The following is a 25,440-nucleotide window of genomic DNA, read 5'->3' as shown; positions in this document are numbered from 1 at the left end:
GATCGTGCAGACTATGGATATGATCATATCAATTATTAAATCTTTTATTCTCGGTATTGTGGAAGGGATTACGGAGTTTTTACCCGTATCATCGACAGGTCACCTCGTTATTTTTGAAAATTTTCTAGGTTTTGAGAGTACTACTCCTTCTTTTGTGGAAATGTACACCTATGTTATCCAATTGGGCGCAATTCTCGCAGTGATATTCTTGTACTGGGGTAAAATTAAAGATACGTTGATCAACTTTTTCCCGCAAAAGGTTGGGTTTGAAAAATCCGGATTCAGATTTTGGCTTATGCTAGCTATTGCTTGTATACCAGGCGGGATCTTTGGAGTGCTGCTTAATGATTTGTCGGATAAATATTTGTTCACTCCTGTAGTAGTAGCGTTCACTTTGTTCTTTGGTGGTATATGGATGATCTATGCGGAATCGAAGTTTAGAAACAATAAGCCAGGCGGCGGTGGAGATGAGCTGAATGTTACGGTTAAGCAGGCGCTGATTATCGGGGCATTTCAGGTTCTGGCTATCATTCCAGGTATGTCGCGTTCAGCTTCAACGATTATCGGGGGATGGGTAGCAGGACTCTCAACCGTAGCTGCGGCAGAGTTTTCTTTCTTTCTGGCTATTCCAGTAATGGTAGGGATGAGCTTCTTGAAGATTGTGAAAATTGGAGGATTTTCGAATCTTACTTCTGAAGAAATCATTTTGCTAATTGTTGGATTTGTTGTATCGTTCCTTGTGGCTATGGTTGTGATAAAGAAATTTATTGCTTATTTGCAAAAGAAATCGATGAAGGTATTTGCTTATTACCGCATGATTTTTGCTATTGTCGTTTTGCTCGCAGGTATTTTTGGCTTTTTTGGTTAAGAACAGTATAGAAAAGGGACGGATGACACATGCCTATTCAATCGTTGCATATTGTACAGGCTACAATTGCTGACCTGGAAGACGCGGCTGTTTTGTTCGACCAATACAGAGTGTTCTACCAACAGGAAAGCAATCTGGATGCTGCTCGTAGCTTTTTGTTTAATCGTTTTGAACATCAGGAGTCCATTATTTTCTTGGCAAAAGAGAATGATGCGAATGGGAAAAGCATCGGTTTCGCTCAGTTGTATCCTGTATTCTCCTCCATTTCAATGGAACGCTCGTTAATTCTTAACGATTTGTTTGTAGATGAGCGCTATCGCGGTCAAGGAGTAGGAAGAAAGCTTCTGCGGACTGTGTCGAACTATTGCGAGCTGATCCATTCCAAGGGAATTGAATTATCAACAGCAACGACAAATACAGCAGCACAGAAGCTTTATGAGCAGGTTGGTTATGTGAAGGACGAACAATATTTTCACTATTTCAAGAAGGCCGATACCAAGTAGTAGGCTCCGATTACAATGAGCAACACCGATGATGACACGTTAACAAAACGAATGGCTATAGGTGATAACAAGTATTTACGAAAATAGGCGACTCCAATACTAAGCAACATCCACCAAAGGGCAGAGCCCAAGAAGATTCCTGTAATAAATTGGAGAGATTGCTGAACACCATGATTGTTTGCAATCACACCTGAGCCACCTAGCAGAGCAGCAAACGACATGATCGTCATCGGATTTGTTAAGGTTAGCAGAAAAGTAGAAATGAACGCCTTCCAACAACGCTGTTCCGGTTCATCGGAATGGCGTTGTTTTATTTCTACTTCGGCATTTGCTCTATGGAACCGCAGCGTTTTGAATAGGGTCGTAAATCCGAGATAAGCTATAAATAGCCCGCCTAGAATCCGCAGATGAATCTCATACAGCATGAACAGACTGGAAAGGCTCGACAGTCCAATGGCGGCAATAGAAGCGTAGAAAGCATCCGCCAGAGCTACGCCAAGTCCGGAGCTAACTCCTGATCGGATACCGCCTGACAAGGCAGAACGGAAGCAGATGAGGCTGATCGGACCAACAGGTGCAGCGATCGACATTCCAATGATGATATTCCGAATCAAATATACACTGTTCATATCGTCAATGACCTATTCTTCCTTTAAAGTGGATAGGGCAATGACGGTTTTTGTTTTTACGATACCAGAGATTTGCTTCAGGTGGTTGGAGATAAATTGCTCCAATGCCTTGATGTCCAATACGGCCACCTTCAACAAGTAATCGTCTTCCCCGGCCAAGTGATGACATTCTAGTACTGCCTTCGATTCTTTGATCTTTTCGGAGAACTCAGGTATGCAATCAGGACGCTCAAGCGTCACAAATACAAAGGCCAGTAGGCCGTTTCCTGTTGCTTCCCGCCCCAGCTTAAGAGTAAATCTTTCGATAATACCTTTTTCCTCAAGCTTCCGTATACGTTCAGATACAGCAGGGATAGATAGATGAACCATCTTGCTTATTTCGGAGCTGGTCATTCTGCTGTTCCATTTTAAAAGTTCAACAATTTGTTCATCGAGCTTATCCACGTATTTCATCTCCTAATTAATTAAATACAAATATGAATTTTAGAAAAATTAATTAATAATATTATAAAACACAAATTAATTATTAGGATTGAAATAGATAATTTAATTAATTATTTAAGTTTTGGTACGGGAATGTTTATTTATTTAACTCCTTTTGCCTTAGTAAACATTTTTAGTTCCATATTTTTATATGCAGATATAGAAATATTATATTTATAAAGCGTTTATATCGAGTTAGTATAGAAATATACTTATATAAGGCTATAAGGAAGTTTTAGTGAGTGCTGTTCTTATGTTGTTCTACTGAAAAAAAAGGAGGAATTTTCGATTCACATAATACGACTACTTGAAAAGGTAATGCATAAGGAGACTTCATAAAGTGGAAAAACGATCAGGAACATTCAACAAAATTTATGCCATGCAGCTTGCTACCATATTTATCGGCTTTGTTATTTTCGGCTTCTCAGAAAATATAAAAGGACCCGCGATTCCCCGTATTCAGTTCGATTTTATGTTAAATGAGTCACAGTTAGGTTCCTTATTATCTCTTAATGCGTTAGGCTATTTGCTTGCCTGCTCCTTCACAGCCTATTTGACTAGAATTTGGGGAATCAAGATTGTAACGGTTATATCTTTTGCCGCAATGGCAATGTCAGGTATATTCATTTTTATTTCGCAACATTATGCTTTGTTCTCTGCATCTTACTTTCTAATGTATATAGGCAACGGAATGCTGGAGATCGGCTTAGCAATTTTAGGGGCTCGTATTTTTGTTAAAAACACGGGAACCATGATGAATTTGACTCATGGCTTTTATGGCCTTAGTTCAACAGTCGCACCACTTATTGCGACAGGGTTAATGAAGGTTACGATTAACGGATATACGCTGGACTGGCGTGGAATGTATCTGGTTATGTTATTGTTATCCATTATTCCGATTATTTTTGCGCTGCTGAGCTCCTTTCCCAGGGATGAGATTTCACATGAAGATCGTGTACCTCTAAAAAAACTAATAAAAGATCCTGTTATATGGCTCATGGTACTTATTTTATCATTTGGTGTTGTTTCCGAGTTGGCTGTAGGTGGCTGGCTTGTTAACTTTCTAGAGAAAGCATACGAGTGGGACACCGTTTCAGCTTCGGGAATGCTGTCTGCATTCTTTTTATGCTTCTCGCTTGCGAGATTGTTGCTTGGACCGCTTACCGATAAATTCGGTTTTACATTATCGTTAATTATTTTTTCAGGCGTATCAGCTATTTGCACTTTTATTGCCATCTTTGGTGGAGAAAAACTAGCTTTTTTCTTTGCAGCATCAGGCATAGGTATTGCAATGATTTATCCAACGGTTATGGCTTTTGTTGCTAGAAGATATCCTAATGGGAGTGACACGGCAATTACCTTTACGGTAACACTCATGGGGGTCGGTAGTGTAATTGGCAACTATCTGATCGGGGCAGTTACAGAATTGACAAAAGGAATTTTCGGAGCGGATACTCATTTAGGACTATTTCGTGGACTTCAGGCTGGATATGGATTCATAGGTTTATGTGCGGCTTTATGCTCGATTGCAGGAGTTATTTTATATTTTTATTTATCCAAACGAAAAGAAGTCATCTAGAACGGTAATCAGGCAGTCCCCAGAACAAAATTATTTTCTGAGGGGCTGCCTGTATTCGTGGATTTAGAGCAAAGGTTAATGATTGTTGCCGTTCATTCGAGCATATCGAGCTTTGCCAGGCTCAGTAAAATAATACAGTAAAGCAATGACCGGCATAAAAAGACCCGCCAGAGATGCCAGATACCAGCCCCCTTGAGCATACGCCCATCCTCCCAATGAAGAGCCCACGGCTCCTCCAATGAAAAATATCGACATGAACAGGCCATTCAAACGACCGCGCGTCTCGTTTCCCAATGAATAGATAATACGTTGGCCAAGAACCAGATTGCCCGAGACAGCCATATCCAGTGTGATCGCCGAAACAAAAAGCAGAATAAGTGAGAGAGTTGAATGGCTGGAAAAAACATGGATGAGTAAAAAAGACAAGACGGCAACGACCATTGCAATTCCCGTTAATAATTTGGTCCATCCTTTATCTGCCCATTTTCCTGCAATAGGGGCTGCAACAGCTCCGGCAACACCTACTAACGCAAACCACGCAATTCCACCTTGAGACATGCCGAAATCGTCAGTCAACCGCAAGGGAACCACCGTCCAAAAGAGACTGAATGCTCCAAACAGATATGCTTGATAAAAGGCACGGCGGCGTAGTGCCGGCGTTTGCAGAAACAGTGTGCCCAGTGAGGTTAGCAATTTGCCATACGAAATTTCCGGCGATGGCTGACGTCTCGGAAGTAGACGCGCAAGCAGTATAGTCAAGCATGAAATCATGATTGCGGACATTACAAAAACGGCTCTCCAGCTCCATAGTCCGGCAATAAAGCTCGCTATCGGTCTGGCGAACATTATACCCAGTAGAAGTCCGCTCATGATCGTTCCAACTACACTTCCACTTCGTTCCTCGGATGTCAGATAGGAGGCATAAGGGACCAGAATTTGCGCTACAACTGAACCGAAGCCGACCAACAATGCCCCTGACAAAAATACTGCTGCATTAGATGCGATTGCCGCCGTCAGTAGACCGCCGATAGCAACAAGGAGCGTTACGACCGTTAGTCTGCGATTTTCAATAATGTCGCTTAATGGAACGATGAACAGCAATCCAATCACATACCCGATTTGTGTCAAGGTGACAATTAATCCCGCTGCCGTTGAGGACAGATGGGTATCCAGCCGGATAGGACCAACAAGCGTTTGGGCATAATACAAATTTGCGACAATCAAACCGCAAGCGGCCGCCAGCATGAATATGATCTTGTCTGAAGTATGCGTATTCTCCTTATTATTGTTCTTTCTCATTAATGCTCCTCCTCACGATGGTTCCCAGTGCTTTTTCGCCTGAGCCAAAGTTTACTTTTTAATTACTGAACGTAACGTTTATTAATTATGAATTAAATATATACTAAACGTATCGTTTTGTAAATAGGCTGATATTGCATTAATGTATTTTTCTTTTGTAAACTATACGTATAGTTTTAACAAAAAGACTGTTAAAGGCGGGGTGACATATGCAAGCGAAAAGAGGACGTCCTCGCAGTACCGAGACGCAACAATCGATACTGTCGGCTGCTTATGAATTGTTGTTGCAGGAGGGATTTGCTGCAATCACAATAGAAAAAATGGCGGAACGCGCTAAGGTCAGCAAAGCGACGATCTATAAATGGTGGCCTAATAAAGCTGCCGTGGTGATGGATGGTTTCATGTCTGCTGCCTCGGAACGATTGCCCGTTCCCGACACAGGGTCTGTGTTCGACGACATCACTATTCATGCTGTAAACCTAACCCGGTTTTTAACCAGCAGAGAGGGTCATATCATTACACAATTACTTGGTGAAGGACAATTTGATGAGGCATTGGCCGAGAGCTATAGAATCCGATATTTCCAGCCTCGACGTTTGGAAGCCCGGAAATTGATAGAGCAGGGTGTTCATAGAGGGGAGCTGCAGGAAAATCTGGATATAGAAATATGTATTGATCTGATATACGGACCGATTTTTTATCGGTTGCTGGTAACCGGTGCTGAATTGAACGATGCCTATGTACAGCAATTGGTCGTTAAGGCATTCGAAGGAATAAGCGAGTGCGATTAAGCTGGTCTGCTATGTATATATTTCTCAAGTGATAAGGCTACGGTTCTCTGTTTCTGTTATAATGTAGGACGTATAAGTATAAGTGAAAACACGATAGGTTAAAACATACGGAGTACGAGGTGTGGATAGATGAGAAATTATTTGGATTTACTACAAGATGTATTAGATAACGGAGCAAAAAAGGAAGATCGGACAGGAACGGGGACCATTTCTGTGTTCGGCCGACAGCTGCGGTTTGATTTAAGCAAGGGTTTTCCGCTTGTAACGACAAAAAAGATTCATTTAAAATCGGTCATTCATGAATTGTTATGGTTTTTGAAAGGCGATACTAATATTTCTTATTTAAAAGAACATGGCGTGCGGATTTGGGATGAATGGGCTGACGAAAATGGCAATCTTGGTCCTGTATATGGTTCTCAATGGAGAGCATGGGAAACAGCGGATGGTCGTCATATTGATCAGATAACAAATGTCATTCAAGCGATAAAAAAAAACCCGGATTCTCGCCGTCATTTGGTAAGTGCGTGGAATGTTGGGGAAGTTGATCATATGAAGCTGCCGCCATGCCATTTTGTATTTCAATTTTATGTTGTCGAAGGCAAGCTATCCTGTATGCTGACTATGCGGTCGGTTGATACGTTCCTTGGACTGCCTTTTAATATTGCGAGCTATGCACTTTTGACTCATATGGTAGCGCAGCAATGCGATCTTGAGGTTGGAGAGTTTATTTGGTCCGGCGGTGATGTTCACATTTATAGCAACCATCTGGAACAAGTCAAAACACAGCTTGAGCGAGAGCCTTATCCATTGCCTAAGCTGGTTATTAAACGTAAACCGGAGTCTATTTTTGACTACGTTTATGAAGATTTTGAGTTTGAAGACTATCAGTGTCATCCAACGATAAAAGCTACAGTGGCGGTATAGATCAATAGATCACTACAAGGAGGATGAGTGTGTGGGAATCACCTTAATATGGGCCATGTCCCGCAATGGAGTCATTGGCATTAACAATCAGCTGCCTTGGCGAATACCTGCGGATTTGAAGTTTTTTAAGGAACAGACGACTGGCAAGACGATGATCATGGGACGCAAAACCTGGGAATCGCTTGGATGCCGTCCTCTTCCGAATCGTCGCAGTGTTGTGCTTACTGGTGATTATGCTTATGAAGCAGAAGATGCCGATGTGGTCCATTCGGTAGAGGAAGCGCTTGAATATGCCCAAGATGGAGAATTAATGATCATTGGGGGAGGAGCTGTGTTTCAGCTTTTTCTGGAATATGCTGATACACTACTCGTTACTTTAATTGATCAGGAGTTTAAAGGCGACGCGTTTTTTCCGAAAATCGATTGGACAGAATTTAGCTTGGTTAGTGAAATTCAGGGGATTCGTGATGATAAGAATCCTTATGATTACAGATTTTTAACTTATAACCGACAAAAGAATAATGCGCAATAGTGCAAATTATCATATCAATAATCCATTAATAACTTTACCCGTGTGGTGCTAACATCAAGATACACTGAAATGTGAGAGTTCCGAGAGTAATGGAACAATCGCTGATACGGATGGGGGAAGTTAATAATGTCTACACCAACAGGGTTTATGGAATTTAATCGTCAGCTTCCAGGAGATCGGAGCCCTTCCGAACGGGTGAAAGATTGGCAGGAATTTCATAAGCATATGTCGGATGAAGAGCTGCGAACGCAAGGGTCCCGTTGCATGGATTGCGGAACACCTTTTTGCCATACAGGGATAGATATGACGGGAGGAACTTCCGGTTGTCCGGTGCACAATTTGATTCCAGAGTGGAACAGCTTGGTACATCGCGGATTATGGAAGGAAGCGCTAGACCGTTTGCATAAAACGAACAATTTTCCAGAGTTTACAGGTCGTGTTTGTCCAGCTCCATGTGAAGGTTCATGTACGGTTGGTCTAATTGGACAGCCTGTTACAATCAAAACCATTGAACAGGCAATTATCGACAAAGGTTTTGAGGAAGGCTGGGTTGTTCCAGAACCGCCTGAGCATCGGACAGGACGCAGAGTGGCTGTTGTAGGTTCAGGGCCTTCAGGGCTTGCATGTGCAGCGCAGCTGAATAAGGCAGGACATGAGGTTACTGTATTTGAACGCTCCGATCGAATCGGCGGCTTGCTGATGTACGGAATTCCGACGATGAAGCTGGATAAGGCAGTGGTTCAGCGCCGAGTGGATTTGCTCGCTGCTGAAGGAATTAAATTTGTTACGAACACCGAAATCGGTCGCGACATTATGACTCAGCAACTAGTTGATGAATACGATGCGGTAGTCCTTTGTGGTGGAGCTACTAAACCTCGTGAGTTTAATATCGAAGGTACAGAATTGAACGGAGTACAATACGCGATGCCATTCCTGAACCAGACAATCAAGAGCTATCTTGACTCTGGTCTGGAAGATGGACAATTCTTATCAGCAGAAGGTAAAGACGTTATTGTCATCGGTGGTGGTGATACCGGTTCTGACTGTGTTGCTACTGCATTGCGTCATGGTTGCCGTTCGATTACTCAATTCGGTACACATACGAAAGCACCTTTGGAACGTGATCCAATTCAAAATCCTTGGCCACAATTTCCAAATGTGTATACACTTGATTACGCACAGGAAGAAGCAAAAGCTCTGTACGGCAGCGATCCCCGTGAATTCTCTATCATGACAACTCGTTTTGTTGGGGATGAAGAGGGGAACCTTAAAGAGCTTCATACGGTTCAAATTAAGCGTAGCGTAGATGAAACAGGACGTAAAAGTTACGAGCCTGTTCCAGGAACAGAGCAGGTATTTCCGGCACAATTGGCACTGATCGCTATTGGTTTTGATGGGCCTGAGTCCACTATCATTGATGAGCTCAATCTTGAGACGGATCGCCGTAGTAACGTTAAAGCACGTTATGGCAAATACAATACCAATGTAGATAAAGTATTTGCTGCTGGCGATATGCGTCGTGGACAGAGCCTTGTTGTATGGGCAATTCATGAAGGTCGGGAAGCTGCTCGCGAGGTTGATAAATTCTTGATGGGTGCAACAGTACTTGCATAATTACAGAAAATATTAAGTTATGCTATAATATAAGTTAGCTACAGGGCTGCGCGGTGCGCGGCCCTTTTTAATCTTGGAACAGAATCAAGAAACAGACAACGTTTTTTTAGCGAGTAGAGAGAGAAAGCGGGGCTCCATTAGAAAATGAAAACGCTCGTTATCGCCGAAAAGCCGGATATGGGACGGACGATTGCTGCTGTCATTGAGCCGAGAGCAAAAAACAATCGATCATATTTGGAAGGAGAACATTATATTATCACTTGGGCCATCGGTCATTTGTTAGGTTTGGCCGAGCCGGATGCTTATGATGACAAATATAAGAGATGGAATTTTGGTGATCTGCCCATTCTGCCACAGCAATTCAAAATTGTACCGAATCCGAAAACCAAGGATCAATTAAAGACGATTGGCGAATTATCCAAACGCTGCAACGCGGTTGTAAACGCCTGTGACGCTGGACGAGAGGGACAATATATCTTTGATCTTATTCAACAGCATATTAAGCTGGATCAGCCTGTCAAAAGGTTGTGGATTTCAGATCTTACAGCAGAAAGTATTGCCAAAGGTTTTGAAGGTCTGCATGAGGGTAGGGAGTTTCATAATTTGACGCTTGCCGCCAGAGCGAGAAGTGAAGCGGATTGGCTGGTCGGGATGAATGCCTCCCGTGCCTTTACAACGAAGCATAATACACTGTTATCGGTTGGCAGAGTACAAACGCCGGTATTAGCTCTTATTTATGATCGTCAGAAGGAAATCGAGAGCTTCGATTCACTAACATACTATGATATTAAAGCTGTATTCCAGCAATTAGAAAGATCCTATACGGGGACCTGGCAAGGCGACCGACTGACAGATGGGGAAAAGGCCGCTTCGATTGCCGAAAAGGTACGTGGAAAAGCAGGCGCTATTACTAGCTATGAAGTGAAAGAGACGAAGGAATATCCTTATAAGCTGTATGATCTTACACTTCTACAACGTGAAGCGAATGCCAAGTATGGTTATTCAGCCAAGAAGACGCTGGATTTGGCTCAGGCGCTTTATGAACGTCATAAAGTCATTTCATATCCCCGGACAAGCTCGAACTACGTAAATGAGCAAAATATCGATGGCATGCATAAAGCGTTACATATGCTAAAATCCACCTCATATCGCGATTTGGCTGAAGGTGCTAATCAGAGCATTGTAAATGTCAACAATAAATCGGTATGCAATCCTTCCAGGGTTGAGGATCACCATGCAATTCTCCCAACATTAAGACGCGCCGGAAATTTGAGCAAGGAAGAACAGGATATTTATGATTTGGTCATTCGAAGGTTTTTATCTCATTTCTATCCACCGGCAGAATATAAACAGCATACCGTTCTGACAGAGGTCGAATCGGAGACGTTCAAGACAAATGTGAAGGAGCTGTTGTTCCTTGGATGGAAAGTATGTCAGCCAAATGAGGATAACAGCAAATCATCAGGTAAAGGTCGTAAAAAAGAAGAGGAAGATGAGGCGGAAGAGCTCGTAAGTGAACCTTTCCATATCAATCCGGAAGAGAAAGTTCATTGTAGTGAAGTAGAAGTAAAAGAAAAGGCAACTCAGCCGCCCAAGTCGTATACAGAAGGTACTTTGCTGAAAGCCATGGAAAGCGCAGGCAAGCAGCTTGAGAATGAAGAGCTGCGCGATGCGATGAAGGAAGGGGGGCTAGGAACACCTGCCACTCGCGCCGCAACGATTGAACGTCTCAAAAAGGTTGGCTACATTACGATGCAGGGTAAAAGAATCACTGTCACTCAAAAGGGTCGCACAGCGATCGAGCTAATCCGTCTCGCAGGAGTTGAGCTACTTACTTCACCTGAAATGACGGGGCATTGGGAACGAAGGCTGCACCAAATTTCCAAAGGTGAGGCTGCGGGAGAGAAATTTATGGAGAGCGTGAAGAAATTTACGATTTCCATTATTGAAAAAGTGCGGACCCAACGGAAGGCGGATGCCTCAAGGTTCGAATCCCCTGAAGAGGATAAGACCAAGGGGAAAAGTAAACGTAGTTCAGGTTCGAGCCCTAGATCCACTACAGATTCATCGAGATCACGGCCTTCATCAGGGTCAACGCCACCCTCTGGGGGCTTACAACCCCTTGCACCTTGTCCAAGGGATGGCTGCGGGGGACAGATTATTGAGGGACGTAAAGGCTATGGTTGCTCTCATTTCAAGCAAGGCTGCGGCTTTGTGATTTGGAAAGAGTTTTCAGGTAAAAAGATTTCACATGCCATGCTCAATACATTGCTGGAGAAAGGGCATACACAACTTCTGACTTTTAAAGACCCTGAAGGGGAATATAAAGCCCGAATCTCACTTGTCGACCGAATCAGCGGTAAATTGGAAATTGATCGAGAATAGTAGTAAATAAACCTATGGATGCCAATTGATAAGATCAGCTTCCGTAGGTTTATTTTTTTGTATCATTTTCTTAATTTAAGTAGCAACTATAACAACCGAACCTGATTTTAGTGGCTCGTAAGCTTCCTCATGAAACCCGCCGTATAACTTTACATTTGAAAACCCCGATTGAGAAGCTATAGTACACAATTCCTCACCATACAAGGGGAGTAAAGGTACGGAGCTTTCATAGTATATTTCTTCATTGTTCACAAGTTCAACGAGCTTTGTCTCAAACAGGATCTTGTTATTCGTCTCATCTAACCGATAATTTCGTTCAAACCGAATGTTTTCTTCCTTGCGTTCTATAGTGGGAAGGCTGCGAATTTGATTTGTAATAATCCTGTTATAATTGACGGCTCCAATGACCAGTCTACCGTTCGGTCTCAAGAGTTGACGACAATCTGCAATCATATTCATGACATCTTCTTTGCGATCCAAATGCACTATGGAGTTGCCAATGCAGTAGATCAGATCAAAACAGTTGCCATCATAATAATCACGAATTTTGGTCATATCTCCATGAATCCAGTTCACTCCGGTGTCCTTACGTGCTTTCGCTTGTTGAATCATGCCCCTGTCTAAATCAAGCGCCTCTACCTTATGGCCAAGACTCGAGAGTGCAGCCGCATAACCACCGGTAGCACAGGCTATATCCAGTACACTTGCACCTGCGGGCAGATCTTTAGTCAGGAAGCTAACTGTGTCCATATTCACAGGAAATACTACATCATAAACTTCACTTAATTTCTCATAAAAATGAATGCCAATCCCTCCCTTGTTAGATTGTTGTCATTTTATTGCTGATGACATGAGGGACTTCAACTAGGGAAGCTACGGTGTACATTGAATGATTCGGCTCTTGATTTAATTCAATAATGTTAAACGTCCATTCGTCAGGATGCTTGATGTAGATCGAGTTAATCCCGGCAGAGAGAGCAGGGGCGATATCTGTTCTGAGGCTGTTGCCGATCATCCACGTCTGTTCACGTGAGAAATAGCGTGATGTAAGTATTTCTTCAAGTGCCTCCACATTTTTGTGCTGACGAATGAAAATACGATCCTGAAAATAATCCGCGAGCCGCATCTGTTCAATTTTTCGCTGCTGAATCACCGTTTCTCCGCCCGTATACAAGAACAGCTCATGCCCCTGGTGCTGCAATAGGTTTAATGTGTCAACCATTCCAGGATAGGGCTCAATTTCCTGCTCATATACGCTCATGCCGAGCTTCATCAATAAATCCTCTTCAGAGACCTCAGTATTTCGATCGAGTTCATTACAGAAATATCGGTACGTATCGATCAAGGATTCCGGAAAGTGGTGGCTCGCAAAGCCGATTTTTTGTACACCAGCCACATCGATTTCTATCTGCTTGGAACGAATGTCTTTGGTTGCTATCCGATCAGATGCAAGCCAATCAGTAAGCATATCCGCAAATTGAGTAAGGATAAGCTCAAAATATTTGTTGCAGTATACAAGCGTGTCATCAAGATCAAAAATGATTTGTTGTTTAAACGAAAAGCTCACAGCAGGTCACTCCTTTAAGCATGAGGCACATCTCTCTATTTTTCTATATATCATGATCCATTTTAAAGTCGAATATATGACTCCAGGAACATTTGCAGCTCTGAAGCACCATCTGGTCGAATGCTGAATTTTTCCGTATCGTTGTTGATAAGGTGAACTCTTAGCAGACCTGCGACACGAAGGCGCATCAAGTGATGCATTAACTGATCTTCAGTTTCGTTTAAATCATGGATAATTTCCTGAAGAGACTTTGGTTGATCCGCGATATATCGAAGCAAGCGGAGCCGTTCAGGCTTAGCAAGAGCACGGGTTAATCGTACAAGATAAGTAGGTGGCTCATCTTCATCCAGCTCAGGAATGTCAATTGGATATTGAATGAATAGTGTTCCATGATAGAAGTAGTAAGTGTTTATCGGTCTAAAATGAATCGAAGGCAGCAGCACTACACGCTGGATCGGTAAATGAGGCTCCAGCACCAGGCCACCAGAAGCGTATTCAATTAAAGCCTCAGGGTCCATTTTATGTAAAAGCAATTCCTTCTCAGCAGCATCTTCTTGAAGCAGGTTCTCATAATGAGAACATAACGGCTTAAAATACAATTCATTCCAAGTACGCAATAGTGGAACATAATATTTTTTGATCCGAACGATATCCTCACTATTCACAGTGTCAATATAGGGTTTAACTTTATGCAAAAGGGAGACTTCATCTCTTTCATCCAGATCGGCCAAGAAGTCTTCGATACGGTCTAAACCGTTACGTTCAATAGCAAAGGCATATAAAATATCGTAGTCTGTAAAGGGCAAAGCAGCAGCTTCAGCAAAAGAATGGCGAGTTTTTTCATTAATGAGTGGCTTGATTTGATCCATCCATTCAGATCCTACATCTAAATTGTCAACCCATTTTCGCGTCGTATATATCATAAAGCTGCTTACAAGTTCGTAGACTGGCGAAACGTCAATTTTTACCTCATAGGTCATAAATATACCTCCCACAAATCAAAGCATTCATGTTTATTATGGCTTGTTAGGGAGGGGCTTGTCTACTATAATGTGTTTATCGGATGAACAAAGTATACTCCTGTTTGTACAAATAAATCGGATAATAATCTTTGTTGCAAAAAGTCGTCGAGAATTCTGACGATTTTTCTTTATTTTATAGGAGGCTTAACCCATGACTTATCTTCTATCCAAGACCAACAAACGTATCTCTCCATTTGTTATTCTCTTATCAGTTATCGTTCTCGGGGGAGTCAGCCAAGGGCTGTTGCTGCCTTTATTATCGATTTTTATGGAGGAGCAGGGAATTCCCTCTTCTGTTAACGGTATGCATGCTGCAGCATTATATATTGGCTCTTTTGCTATGTCACTTGTTGCCGAGAGAGTGCTGGGCGTTACCGGCTTTAAGAAGCTGCTGCTAGGCGGACTCATCGTTGTTCTGATCTCTCTCCCGTTGTTTCCTCTGGTTACAAATTTGAAACTATGGTTTATTTTGCGACTACTTGTTGGGATCGGAGATAGTGCTATTCATTTTACTTCTCAGCTGTGGCTTGTGCTTGTGTCACCACCTGAGCGCAGAGGAAGAAATATTTCATTATACGGAATGTCTTATGGTCTGGGATTTAGTCTTGGCCCGCTTGGTATTCATTTGCTGCCTTTAGGGAAATTGCTTCCGTTTGTTATTCTGGCGGTATTGTTTGTTGTCATGATCATGATTGTGATTGTTAGAATGCCGGATATGCATCCAGAGAAGCTTGAGCCGGGGGAAGGCGCAACGGAACGGAAATACACTCTTATTTATAAACTGGCCTGGTTTGCGCTGCTTCCATCGTTGCTGTATGGCTATATGGAATCATCCATGAACAGCAATTTTCCTATATATGGACTCAGAATAGGGCTCAGTACGGGTGAGATTTCTACCCTGCTGCCATTTTTCGGAATCGGAGGCTTGATTCTGCAGCTTCCACTTGGCATTCTCAGTGACCGTTTTGGCAGAAAAGGGATTCTTATGGTTGCAGGACTTCTGGGGGGCCTGATGTTTCTGTTTGTTCCGTTATGCGGAAATCAATTCTGGGCACTCGTCATTTTGTTCATGTTGGCAGGGGGGCTCGTAGGTTCTTTCTTCTCTTTAGGTCTTGCATATGCAGCGGATCTTTTGCCAAGACATTTGATTCCGGCTGCAAATGTCATAGCCTCGTTCCATTTTAGTTTTGGAAGCATCATAGGTCCAAATCTGGGCGGACAGGTGATGGAAATGGGCAGAGCAGGTCTGCTTTTCACACTTCTGGGTTCCGCTTATGTCATATTTTCGATTGTTGGCTTGGCATTTCGCAAAAATTCGACTAAAAAACTTGAAATATGAAGATGCTGTAATGGATTTTCAATGCTATTTCCAATACACTATATAGAGGTAGTTATTTTTTGGACGTAATAGATATTGTCTACCCGTAAAGGAGAACAGCTCATGATAACAGTGAACCACTTACACAAATCAGTGGACGGAAATAAGAAAAAAATACTGAAAGGTATCGATATACAGTTCCGGCAGGGAGAGATGATCGGTGTTGTAGGTTCTAGCGGCAGTGGTAAAAGCACACTTCTTCGCTGTCTCTCACTGCGAGACAGATGGGACCAAGGGGATTATACATGGGATGACGCTAATGTCATTCGCGGTGGTGGACGTGGATCGCAGAAATATCGTTCGAAATGCGCATATTTAGAGCAGAATCCTTCTTTTTATCCTGAGAAAACGGCATTAAAGAACGTACTGATTGGACAAGCCGGTCAGACGCCTTGGTTTAGACGATTGACAGGTATGGTTCGTTCTGATGATTATATGGGAGCAATGGATGAGCTGGAGCGATTCGGATTGATTGATAAAGCACACATGAAAGCAGGAAACCTGAGTGGTGGAGAGCGGCAGCGTGTGGCGATTTGTCGTGCACTTGTGCATGGAGCTGGTTTTCTTGCAGCGGATGAACCTGTCATAGGGCTAGACCCACATTCAGCCGAGCGTGTTCTTAAGACTCTTCAGACTTTGTGTACAGATCATAATAAAACGGTGATCTCGGCATTGCCGATTGAGCTTGCAGAGAAATATTGTACAAGAATCTGGGGAATTTATGATGGACAGCTTAAAATCGATGTCACCGGAAGAAGACTCACTGTAGAAGAGAAGAGAGCGATTGATTTGATATGAGTAATGAAGAGAGTGATGATGATGGCCGGAAAGCGCCTAACTGCCAGACTAGCTGGTTGCTTGCTGCTTATAGTCCTTAGTGGCTGCAGCTTAATTAAGGACCCGAAATCGTTAATGGAAACTCCACAGCTCACCTCTGATAAAGAATCACTGATTAATGTCATTAATTCTGAAATCAAAGGGGCTAACATCATTCGTCCGAGAGATGTTAGCGACGTCAGTTCGATTCGGACACCGGATTTGAACAATGACGGTGTTAAGGAAGCCATTGTGTTCTACGAAACACCGGATGCTGCTGTCAGAATTCATGGATTGATTCTGGAGCACCACGAGGATACCTGGGTTCCAAAAGTCCATTTCGATGGAGAAGGTCAGGTGCTGGAGACTTTTGAAATTCGTGATATTACCGGGGATGGACGCCCTGACATCATCGCCGGATTTACTAGCGGTGATGAAGATTTGCAAAAAGGCTTGGCGGTCTACACTTATGACGGTAACAAGGTAGATAAAGTGCTGACCTTGCCTTATAACCACTTTTTGCTTGATGATCTTAACAATAATAATCTATTAGATATTACCGTAGTGAACCTTAAGCGCGATCAGAACGGTACGGTTACGACTTATGAATTCGATAATGGATCATTTAAAGAAATTGCTACTATACAGCTGGATGATCCGATTAAAGAATACTACAACACAGTTAGCGGGAACATTACACCGAAAATCAAAGGAATTATTCTCGATGCAGCCTTTGGTACTCATTATGCTTACTCCCATGTCATTGCGATGATAGATGGTAATTTAGTGGATTTGCTTCCATCTCAGGATTCCACCTTCAAAAACTTTCCGGTACTCAGCGGAGATGTTGATGGAGATGGCATACTGGAAGTCGGGCGCTCTGAAAAGCCCAGAGGCTGGGAGTCCTTCTCATATGACGACATTCCGTTATTCTCATATTATCAATGGGATGAGAAAGAGAAGATGAAGTTTGTCATGCAGCAATATATGGATCTGTCCGGTCGGTTTTATTTCAATTTGCCTAAGGATTGGTGGGGCAATGTAACGATCGATACCAAATCCGATCCTAATGAGCATCTTTGGTTTACTAAAATCGATTCTGGAGAGAAAGTAGCAGAAATTCGCTTCTTCTCCATATCAGAATGGGAAAGATATAAAATCGATTGGCAGCTGCTCGCAAGAGATAACGATAAAGTGATCGGTTTCCTAAGCTATACTGAAGCAAAGATTAATAAAGGTGAGAAAGAAATCAAGCGTTAGGGGAGGAGAACCAAGTTGAGTAAAGTTCTAATTTTGGAAGATGAAGAATCCATTCGCAGTTTTATCGTGATTAATCTGAAACGCAACGGGTTTGAAGTCCTGGAAGCAGCCGATGGGAATGAAGCGCTTAGTAAGCTGCAGAGCATTCACGATATCGATATTGCTTTACTGGATGTAATGGTTCCGGGCATAGATGGCTTCGAGGTGTGCCGCAGAATAAGAGAAACAAACGAGAAGCTCGGTATTATATTTTTGACGGCGAAAGTACAGGAGCAAGATAAAGTTTATGCACTGTCCGTCGGAGCCGATGATCATGTCAGCAAGCCGTTTAGCCCAACAGAGCTGATTGCCAGAATTCATTCATTACTAAGAAGAGTTAATGTTTACCGTGAGAGTAACGCAAAGGTATCCTTCACATCCGGACCGTTCTCACTTGATCTTATTTCTAAGCAGTTTAAGAAAAATGGACAAATGATTGAGCTTACACCTACCGAGTTTTCATTGATCCAGTATTTTCTGGAGAAGGAAAACACCCCTTTAAGCCGTGATGTTTTGCTTGATCAGGTGTGGGGCAAAGATTATATGGGTGATCCTAAGATTGTGGACGTTAACATACGTAGACTTCGGCAAAAAATTGAGAATAATCCTTCCGAGCCAGCCTTCTTGCAAACCGTGTGGGGACACGGCTATAAGTGGAAAGGCGAGGGACAATGATCAAAAGAGGGATAGGCCGGCAAATTGTTTTACATTATTTTATCGTAGTGTTTGTAACACTCTTTATGGTCGAGGTGATCTTCTCCTTGGCGATTCGGATGTATTACTACGACACGATTAAAAATCATATGTATGTTCATTCCACATGGGCATCTGATTATTTTCAAAAATTTGTCAGGCTTAATGCAGAACGGGACCCGGATTATTTCACAGAAATGCTGCGTACCTTTGAGCTGGATAACACGGAATTGCTGATCCTGAACAATAAAGGTGAAGTGCAGGCAAGCAGTAGCGGTTTCCAGGCTGATAAAGCGATTCAGACTAGCGATGTACCTCAAGCTGCTGCCGGTAATGTTGGTACATGGATCGGGAGACAGACTTCTACGGGCGAAACTGTTATGGCTGTGTCCACGCCTCTTCAGGTGAGGGGAGAAACCCGCTATATCGTCAGGTATTTAACCTCATTAGAGTCGGTAAACTCTAAGCTGATGAATCTGACGTTGGTTTCTGTGGGCGTAGCGGGAGCGGTGTTGGCATTAGTAACCTTGTTTAGTATCGGGCTCGCCAACTCGATAGTTAAGCCCATTAACAATATCCGTGCGGTATCTGCCCAGATGGCAAAAGGGAAGTTTGATGTCAGAATTAAGGGAAATTACAAATACGAGCTTGGTGAACTCGCTGCCACGCTAAATTATATGGCTCAAGAAATTGTGAGAAGCAATCAGATTAAAGATGATTTTATTTCCTCGATTTCGCACGAGCTTCGCACACCACTAACTGGAATTAAGGGCTGGAGCGAGACGCTTAAGCTAGGTGGATTTGATCCTGAAGAGACAGAGCTTGGTATGGGCATTATTGCAAAAGAAACCGATCGCTTAATAGGTCTTGTTGAGGAAATGCTCGATTTCTCCAAGCTCCAGCAGAATGAGATGAAGCTCGTCATCACAGTAGTGAATTTGAAGGAAATTCTTCAGGAAACTATGCTTAATGTTTGGGCGAAAGCGGAGCAAAAAGGGATTCAGATCAAACTGGACGACCATATTGAGCGGGGAATTTACGTCAATGGTGATGGAAATCGACTGAAACAGGTATTTCTTAATCTTGTCGATAATGCGATTAAATTTTCTGCTGAAAATAGCTGGATTCATTTTGTGATCAAGCAACAATCGGACACGCAAGTGCTTGTGGAAGTAGTAGATAGCGGGATAGGAATAAGTCATGAGCATCTGAACAAGGTGAAGGATCGCTTCTTTCAGGTTAATCACCAAGGCGGTGGAACAGGGCTTGGCCTGGCGATTAGTCAACAACTTGTTGAGCTGCATCATGGTCAAATGGACATTCATAGTGAGCTTGGTGTAGGTACAACCGTTTCCGTTATGCTGCCTATTCACGAGATCAAGGATGAGGGCGAGGTGTCCAGTCCAGATGGATAACTACTTGGATCAAATTTCTTGCGAAGCAGGACTATTTCAAATACGTCAGGCAAACTCCAATGATTTTGACCTGATCCGCTCCTTGCTGATTGAAGCTGCATCCTGGATGGGTACTCTAAGCTTTCAGCAATGGAAGCCGGAGCAATTTACTGTGGAGGAAGTTCAGTCCTATTTTAATAGCCGTGACATTTATATACTATGCAGTAATCATGAGGCGGTTGGCATGTGTACGATACAGGATGATGATCCCGGATATTGGGGACACCTGAATGAACCCGGCTACAGCTATTTGCATCGACTGACTCTTCGTACCTCTTATCGAGGGAAGAACCTGAGTAAAGAGATCATTTATTGGGCTGCCAGACGTAGTAAAGAGCAAAATCGCAAAGGGCTGAGACTGGATACCGCAGCGCAAAACGACAAGCTGAATTCGCTCTACCAGAAGCTGGGCTTTGAGCCCAAAGGTAAGGGACAAAAAGGTGATCGTCATTATGTTCTGTATGAAATGAACTCAAAATTGTATAATCAGCTCTAAGTAATAAATGATATATAACATTCGAAGGGGTTCTTCACAGGCTGCTATTACTTTTATCCTGGGAAGAACCTCTTTAGTTATGGAAACGTATGAGGATTTATGTTAACTGCTCTTCAAGATGACAGTCCTTCAGCAAGCAGTCGATTAGCGGTATCGTATACTTCCTTAAGCAATCTGGAAGGCTGCGGAAGAACCGCTGGCTTGGAAGCAACCGTCTCGTTTGGTCCAACTACGAAGATATCGTGACCAGTTCCTTTGATGACCGCCCCGTCCTTGATAACTGCACCTTCACCGATAATTGCCCTTTCAATGTGTACATTCCGGCCGATCGTTACGTTAGGCATAATGACGCTATCCTTAATTTTTGTATATCGCCCGATTTCTGTTCCTCCAAAAATGACTGATCGCTCTGCATAACCTTGCAAATCGGATTGCTCAAGACTTAATGAGTCATTTCCTCTATATTGACCACTCGTATACATTGGCCACTTTTCATTTATTAATTTCCAACCAGTATCCCCTGATAACAGATCCATGTGAGCTTCCCATAAGCTGTGGACTGTTCCAACGTCACGCCAATAACCTTTGAATTCGTAAGCATGGAGTCGATGATTCGCCTCCAGCATAGCCGGGATAACATTTTTACCGAAATCATGGCTCGAATTGGCATCTAAAGAATCCTCAAGTAAATGCTGTTTAAGAAAATCCCATTTAAATAAATAAATGCCCATAGAGGCCAAATTGCTTTTAGGCTCCTTCGGTTTTTCGGCAAATTCTGTAATACGTGATTTTTCATCCTTGGACATTACGCCGAATCGATGCGCTTCCTCCCAAGGCACAGGCATGACCGAAATTGTTGCACTTGCTCCAGACAATATATGAGATTGCAGCATGTCTCGATAATCCATGTGGTAAATATGATCACCAGACAAAATAAGTACGTTTTCAGGATTATGCCCATCGACAAAATCAATATTTTTAAAAATGGCGTCCGCTGTTCCAGCATATTCTGGAGAGCCCGTATCATATGCAGGTAGGAGGGAAATACCACCCGTATTTGATCGAGGGAGCTTCCACGCATCTCCGTCGCCGATATGATCATGAAGTGATTCCGCTTCGTATTGTGTTAGTACACCGATCGTATCGATTCCTGAATTGACACAGTTGCTGAGAGGAAAATCGATAATACGATAATGACCGCCAAAAGGAACCGCTGGCTTTGCCAGCTTCGATGTTAAGGGTGATAATCTGCGGCCTTCTCCTCCTGCCAGTAACATTGCAATACAGTTTTTTTTAATCATCTGTTTTCCCCTCCGTGTGGTTTTGTCTGGGCAGTTCTTACATAAACTAGATCATGTGGTTGAAATTAAAAATATGAAAAACGGAAGAAAATATTACATTAATTTTTTTCAAAATGCTAAATTATAATCTTAATTGGAAATTATGTGTAAGTAGTGGAATAGAACTAAGAGTAAAAAAAGAGCAGGTGATGAGAGCTAATGAATCCAAATTTGAATGTTGTATCGCAAACAGATATTTACCTGTTTCACCAGGGAACACTATTCCACAGCTACCGGACGCTGGGGTCCCACCTATGTGAAGAAAACGGTGTGCAGGGTGTACGATTTACGGTATGGGCTCCGAATGCGCGTCAAGTCTCCATAGCGTCCGATTGGAACGGATGGAGAGGAGAGAACGATTTATTATATAAGGTTCCCGATTCGGGAATTTGGAGTCGCTTTTTTCCGAATGTACACGAAGGCAGTTTTTACAAATATGAAGTGACTGCTCAGGATGGCAGCATTTTCTTAAAATCCGATCCGTATGCTTTCTATGCAGAAGTTCGACCCGCGACCGCTTCGATTGTGAAGTCGATAGAAGGTTATCAATGGCATGATTCATCATGGCTTGCGGGGAAATGTGCCCCTTACCAGAAACCACTAAACATTTATGAACTGCATTTCGGTACCTGGAAGCAAAAAGAAGACGGATCTTACTACAGCTACCGTGAAATGGCCGACCTCCTAATCCCTTATGTGGTACAGATGGGATACACTCATATTGAAATTATGCCCCTATGTGAGCATCCTTATGATTTATCGTGGGGATATCAAATTACAGGTTATTTTGCCCCGACAAGCCGGTATGGAGAACCAATGGATTTGATGTACTTTGTAGATTGTTGTCACATGGCTGGAATCGGGGTTTTGCTGGATTGGGTTCCTGGACATTTTACGAGGGATGCTCATGGTTTGAGGTTATTCGACGGAACTCCTTTATTTGAATACAGTGATCATCAAAAGGCTGACAAGCCGGGCTGGGGAACGTTAAGCTTTGATTTTGACAAGCCGGAGGTTCGATCATTCCTTATCTCCAATGCAATATACTGGCTGGATCAATATCATTTTGATGGACTTCGAATTGATGCGGTGACAAGCATGCTTCGGCTTGATTTTGAAAAAGAAGAAGGGAGGTTTAGGCGAAATCATCATGGCGGTGTAGAGAATCTGGAGGCCATCGCTTTTCTTCAGCAATTAAATCAGGTTGTATTTCAATACTTCCCGAATGCACTTATGATGGCCGAGGAATCAAGCGCATGGCCGCTAGTATCAGCTCCTGTCGAACAAGGCGGATTAGGGTTTAACTACAAATGGAATATGGGCTGGATGAACGATACATTGGCATACATTGAGACACCGTTTCGGGATCGGCCTGGACATCATAATCTGCTAACATTCCCGATTTGCTACGCTTATTCAGAAAATTTTACACTTCCGTTATCTCATGATGAGGTAGTTCATGGTAAAAAATCGCTTCTGGATAAAATGCCTGGCACTTATGAACAAAAATTTGCCGGATTACGACTGCTCATCGGTTATCAGATCACTTTTCCGGGGAAAAAGCTGATGTTTATGGGAGGTGAATTCGGCCAATTTATAGAGTGGAGAGATCAGCACGAACTGGATTGGCTTTTGCTCGATTACGATAGCCATCGAAAGATGCAGACATACACAGCAGCGCTCAATCATTTCTATAAACAGCAGCCGGCTCTCTGGGAGTTGGATCATGAATTCAAGGGGTATGAATGGATAAATCCGGACGATAATTCGCAGAGTGTAATTTGTTATTTACGTAAAGGAAAAAAAATAAGCGATACATTGTTCATTATAATCAATTTTCAACCGGAAATTAGGGAAAACTATCGAATAGGGGTTCCAAAGCGTGGTGTTTATTCAAGAATTTTCAATAGTGATGCCCAGGTCTTTGGAGGTCAAGGTGAAGAGAAATATATTGTGAAAGCTGAAAAAGTCCCTTGGCACAATCGAACACATAGCCTCACATTAACTTTACCGCCATTAAGCATGTCGATCTGGCAAATCACAAGAGAACCAAAGAAAAAATAAAGGAGAACGACTCCATGAAAATATTGTTCGCTGCCGCAGAAGTCGGACCGTTCATCAAGACCGGAGGTTTGGCTGATGTTATTGGTGCGTTGCCCAAAGCTTTAAAGCAGGCAGGGCATGACGTTAGAATTGTGCTGCCAAAATACAAGGATATGAACAGAGCCCATTTGTGTAACCTTGAGCTTGTAGCCGAAACAGTTGTTCCAGTAGGCTGGCGCATACAATACGGAGGGATTCAGTTCCTTTATCATGAGGGTATTCCTGTATATTTTATCGATAATGAGTACTATTTTGGACGCGATGGCGTATACGGTCATTGGGATGACGGAGAACGTTTTGCTTTTTTGAACCGGGCGATCCTTGAAATATTGCCTATCATTGATTTCATTCCTGATATACTGCACTGCCATGACTGGCACACAGCGATGATTCCATTATTGCTGCGTGAGCATTATCGGGATCAAGAAAAGTACAGGAAGATTCGCACCGTGTTCACGATTCATAATTTGCTATATCAAGGAGTTTTTCCGTACGAGGTTCTGGGTGATTTGTTAAGTTTGCCACATGATTATTTTACCTCCGAGGGTGTTGAATATAATGGCAACGTCAGCTTTATGAAGGCAGGGCTTGTATTTGCCGATCATGTAACTACCGTTAGCCCTACATATGCGAATGAAATTCGAAGCGAGTACTACGGATACGGAATGGATGGTCTTCTACGATCCTTAGCAGGGCGGTTATCCGGCATTGTAAACGGGATCGATACATCGATTTATAATCCGGCCTCAGATCAGGATATATCGGTAAGATACAGGACAAGTCTGCCGAAAAAACGAGAAAATAAGCTTCTGCTTCAAGCTGAATTAGGATTGCCGGTTACATCTAATGTACCGCTTGTAGCTATGGTTACACGTCTCGTTGAGCCTAAAGGCTTGGAGCTTGTGATCAGAATGATGGATGAATGGCTCTATTATGACAATGTCCAGTTTATCATTTTAGGAACAGGCGACAGAGCGTATGAGGATTGGTTCAAAGAAGCGGTTTATCGCCATCCCGAAAAATTGGCGGTACGCATTCAATTCAGTGAAGGATTATCTCGCAGGTTTTATGCTGGAAGCGACATGTTCCTGATGCCTTCAAGATTTGAGCCATGTGGAATCAGTCAGCTATTGGCGTTGCGTTATGGAAGCATCCCTGTCGTTAGAGAGACTGGAGGGTTAAATGATACCGTACATTCCTACAACGAAATTACAGGCGAGGGTAACGGTTTTACATTTCGAAACTACAACGCGCATGATTTAATGTATACGCTGCGTAGAGCTGCCTCTTTTTACAATCAGCCTAAAGTGTGGAAAAACATCGTAAAAAATGCATTTAGCGGAGATTATAGCTGGGATCGTTCAGCACAGCAATATGAGGCCATTTATGATCAAATCAGAGCAAGAGAATGAAGGTTGTTATTTACTCATAAGATTGCCGTGTGGTTATCTTATACTTACTAATAAACACCGCAAACTTTTTGTTATGTATTGGACTCTTCAGTTATTCATCATATTGGTGAACGAGTTATTTTTAATCAATTTACTAAGGAAATTTGATATTAAATTGTTATTGCACGACGGGTGAAGTGTGTCATTTATTCGCCTGAAGTTGTTGCGGTCCTAAAATCAAAAAGCATTCGTCATAGGTAAATGTCCTTGATGA

Annotated in this window: 23 protein-coding genes; 16 read left to right on the top strand and 7 right to left on the bottom strand. The window is 42.7% G+C overall.

Annotated features, from left to right (window positions below; genetic code table 11):
* Nucleotides 1-13 precede the first annotated feature (13 nt).
* Both BLS49_RS04415 and BLS49_RS04410 read left to right on the top strand, forming a co-directional pair.
* Nucleotides 14-868, top strand: a complete 855-nt coding sequence (locus BLS49_RS04415; RefSeq protein WP_091227051.1) for an undecaprenyl-diphosphate phosphatase — start codon at nucleotides 14-16, stop codon at nucleotides 866-868.
* Nucleotides 869-897: 29 nt separating this feature from the next.
* Nucleotides 898-1,371, top strand: a complete 474-nt coding sequence (locus tag BLS49_RS04410; RefSeq protein WP_091227050.1) for a GNAT family N-acetyltransferase — start codon at nucleotides 898-900, stop codon at nucleotides 1,369-1,371.
* On the opposite strand, the gene BLS49_RS04405 is transcribed toward BLS49_RS04410, so the two are convergent.
* Nucleotides 1,344-2,000, bottom strand: coding sequence for a LysE family translocator (locus BLS49_RS04405; RefSeq protein WP_091227048.1), 657 nt, complete (start codon nucleotides 1,998-2,000; stop codon nucleotides 1,344-1,346). The genes BLS49_RS04410 and BLS49_RS04405 overlap by 28 nt on opposite strands.
* Nucleotides 2,001-2,012: 12 nt before the next feature.
* Nucleotides 2,013-2,444, bottom strand: coding sequence for an Lrp/AsnC family transcriptional regulator (locus tag BLS49_RS04400; protein WP_091227047.1), 432 nt, complete (start codon nucleotides 2,442-2,444; stop codon nucleotides 2,013-2,015).
* A gap of 418 nt (nucleotides 2,445-2,862) precedes the next feature.
* On the opposite strand from BLS49_RS04400, the gene BLS49_RS04395 reads away from it, so the two are divergent.
* Nucleotides 2,863-4,062: an MFS transporter gene (locus BLS49_RS04395; RefSeq protein ID WP_091227311.1), complete on the top strand. Its 1,200-nt coding sequence runs from the start codon at nucleotides 2,863-2,865 to the stop codon at nucleotides 4,060-4,062.
* Between the two features lie 75 nt (nucleotides 4,063-4,137).
* On the opposite strand, the gene BLS49_RS04390 is transcribed toward BLS49_RS04395, so the two are convergent.
* On the bottom strand, nucleotides 4,138-5,361 hold the full coding sequence (locus BLS49_RS04390; protein ID WP_091227045.1) for an MFS transporter: 1,224 nt from the start codon (nucleotides 5,359-5,361) through the stop codon (nucleotides 4,138-4,140).
* Nucleotides 5,362-5,570: 209 nt separating this feature from the next.
* Here BLS49_RS04390 and BLS49_RS04385 point away from each other — a divergent pair, with 209 nt between their 5' ends.
* From BLS49_RS04385 to BLS49_RS04365, 5 genes are all read left to right on the top strand, one after another.
* Nucleotides 5,571-6,152: a TetR/AcrR family transcriptional regulator gene (locus BLS49_RS04385; protein ID WP_091227044.1), complete on the top strand. Its 582-nt coding sequence runs from the start codon at nucleotides 5,571-5,573 to the stop codon at nucleotides 6,150-6,152.
* A gap of 129 nt (nucleotides 6,153-6,281) precedes the next feature.
* A complete protein-coding gene (thyA, locus tag BLS49_RS04380; protein WP_091227043.1) occupies nucleotides 6,282-7,076 on the top strand; it encodes a thymidylate synthase in 795 nt (264 codons plus the stop codon).
* A 31-nt stretch (nucleotides 7,077-7,107) separates the two neighbouring features.
* Complete coding sequence (locus BLS49_RS04375; RefSeq protein ID WP_091227041.1) at nucleotides 7,108-7,608, top strand: dihydrofolate reductase; 501 nt, start codon at nucleotides 7,108-7,110, stop codon at nucleotides 7,606-7,608.
* A 126-nt stretch (nucleotides 7,609-7,734) separates the two neighbouring features.
* Nucleotides 7,735-9,222, top strand: coding sequence for a glutamate synthase subunit beta (locus BLS49_RS04370; protein WP_091227040.1), 1,488 nt, complete (start codon nucleotides 7,735-7,737; stop codon nucleotides 9,220-9,222).
* 144 nt (nucleotides 9,223-9,366) lie between these two features.
* Nucleotides 9,367-11,607 carry a type IA DNA topoisomerase gene (locus BLS49_RS04365; protein WP_091227038.1) on the top strand — a complete coding sequence of 747 codons (2,241 nt, stop codon included), beginning with the start codon at nucleotides 9,367-9,369 and terminating at the stop codon, nucleotides 11,605-11,607.
* A 75-nt stretch (nucleotides 11,608-11,682) separates the two neighbouring features.
* Here the strand turns inward: BLS49_RS04365 and BLS49_RS04360 are convergent, their stop codons facing one another.
* From BLS49_RS04360 to BLS49_RS04350, 3 genes are all read right to left on the bottom strand, one after another.
* Nucleotides 11,683-12,357, bottom strand: a complete 675-nt coding sequence (locus tag BLS49_RS04360; RefSeq protein WP_245742273.1) for a class I SAM-dependent methyltransferase — start codon at nucleotides 12,355-12,357, stop codon at nucleotides 11,683-11,685.
* Between the two features lie 70 nt (nucleotides 12,358-12,427).
* Nucleotides 12,428-13,174: an HAD family hydrolase gene (locus BLS49_RS04355; RefSeq protein WP_091227035.1), complete on the bottom strand. Its 747-nt coding sequence runs from the start codon at nucleotides 13,172-13,174 to the stop codon at nucleotides 12,428-12,430.
* Nucleotides 13,175-13,236: 62 nt separating this feature from the next.
* Nucleotides 13,237-14,154: an ArsR/SmtB family transcription factor gene (locus BLS49_RS04350; protein WP_091227033.1), complete on the bottom strand. Its 918-nt coding sequence runs from the start codon at nucleotides 14,152-14,154 to the stop codon at nucleotides 13,237-13,239.
* 193 nt (nucleotides 14,155-14,347) lie between these two features.
* Here BLS49_RS04350 and BLS49_RS04345 point away from each other — a divergent pair, with 193 nt between their 5' ends.
* The 6 genes from BLS49_RS04345 to BLS49_RS04320 all read left to right on the top strand — a co-directional run bounded on the left by BLS49_RS04345 (nucleotide 14,348) and on the right by BLS49_RS04320 (nucleotide 20,332).
* On the top strand, nucleotides 14,348-15,535 hold the full coding sequence (locus BLS49_RS04345; protein ID WP_091227031.1) for an MFS transporter: 1,188 nt from the start codon (nucleotides 14,348-14,350) through the stop codon (nucleotides 15,533-15,535).
* Between the two features lie 102 nt (nucleotides 15,536-15,637).
* Complete coding sequence (locus BLS49_RS04340) at nucleotides 15,638-16,372, top strand: phosphonate ABC transporter ATP-binding protein (protein WP_091227030.1); 735 nt, start codon at nucleotides 15,638-15,640, stop codon at nucleotides 16,370-16,372.
* Between the two features lie 3 nt (nucleotides 16,373-16,375).
* Nucleotides 16,376-17,650: a hypothetical protein gene (locus tag BLS49_RS04335; RefSeq protein ID WP_091227028.1), complete on the top strand. Its 1,275-nt coding sequence runs from the start codon at nucleotides 16,376-16,378 to the stop codon at nucleotides 17,648-17,650.
* Between the two features lie 15 nt (nucleotides 17,651-17,665).
* Nucleotides 17,666-18,364, top strand: a complete 699-nt coding sequence (locus tag BLS49_RS04330; RefSeq protein WP_091227027.1) for a response regulator transcription factor — start codon at nucleotides 17,666-17,668, stop codon at nucleotides 18,362-18,364.
* Nucleotides 18,361-19,797 (top strand): sensor histidine kinase, encoded by a 1,437-nt coding sequence (locus BLS49_RS04325; protein WP_091227025.1) that lies wholly within the window; start codon nucleotides 18,361-18,363, stop codon nucleotides 19,795-19,797. Before BLS49_RS04330 ends, BLS49_RS04325 begins: the two co-directional genes overlap by 4 nt.
* Nucleotides 19,790-20,332, top strand: coding sequence for a GNAT family N-acetyltransferase (locus tag BLS49_RS04320; protein ID WP_175471307.1), 543 nt, complete (start codon nucleotides 19,790-19,792; stop codon nucleotides 20,330-20,332). Before BLS49_RS04325 ends, BLS49_RS04320 begins: the two co-directional genes overlap by 8 nt.
* Before the next feature lie 113 nt (nucleotides 20,333-20,445).
* Here the strand turns inward: BLS49_RS04320 and BLS49_RS04315 are convergent, their stop codons facing one another.
* The gene (locus BLS49_RS04315; protein ID WP_091227022.1) at nucleotides 20,446-21,633 is read right to left on the bottom strand and encodes a glucose-1-phosphate adenylyltransferase; all 1,188 of its coding nucleotides are present in this window, start codon (nucleotides 21,631-21,633) and stop codon (nucleotides 20,446-20,448) included.
* A 198-nt stretch (nucleotides 21,634-21,831) separates the two neighbouring features.
* Here BLS49_RS04315 and glgB point away from each other — a divergent pair, with 198 nt between their 5' ends.
* Nucleotides 21,832-23,736: a 1,4-alpha-glucan branching protein GlgB gene (gene glgB, locus BLS49_RS04310; RefSeq protein WP_091227020.1), complete on the top strand. Its 1,905-nt coding sequence runs from the start codon at nucleotides 21,832-21,834 to the stop codon at nucleotides 23,734-23,736.
* A gap of 14 nt (nucleotides 23,737-23,750) precedes the next feature.
* On the top strand, nucleotides 23,751-25,187 hold the full coding sequence (glgA, locus tag BLS49_RS04305) for a glycogen synthase GlgA (protein WP_091227019.1): 1,437 nt from the start codon (nucleotides 23,751-23,753) through the stop codon (nucleotides 25,185-25,187).
* The last annotated feature ends 253 nt before the right edge of the window (nucleotides 25,188-25,440 follow it).

Source organism: Fontibacillus panacisegetis, assembly GCF_900102215.1.
In the GTDB taxonomy this organism is placed as follows: domain Bacteria; phylum Bacillota; class Bacilli; order Paenibacillales; family Paenibacillaceae; genus Fontibacillus; species Fontibacillus panacisegetis.
Note: the sequence above shows the minus strand (reverse complement) of the source record. Positions and strands in the feature narration are given on the sequence as shown.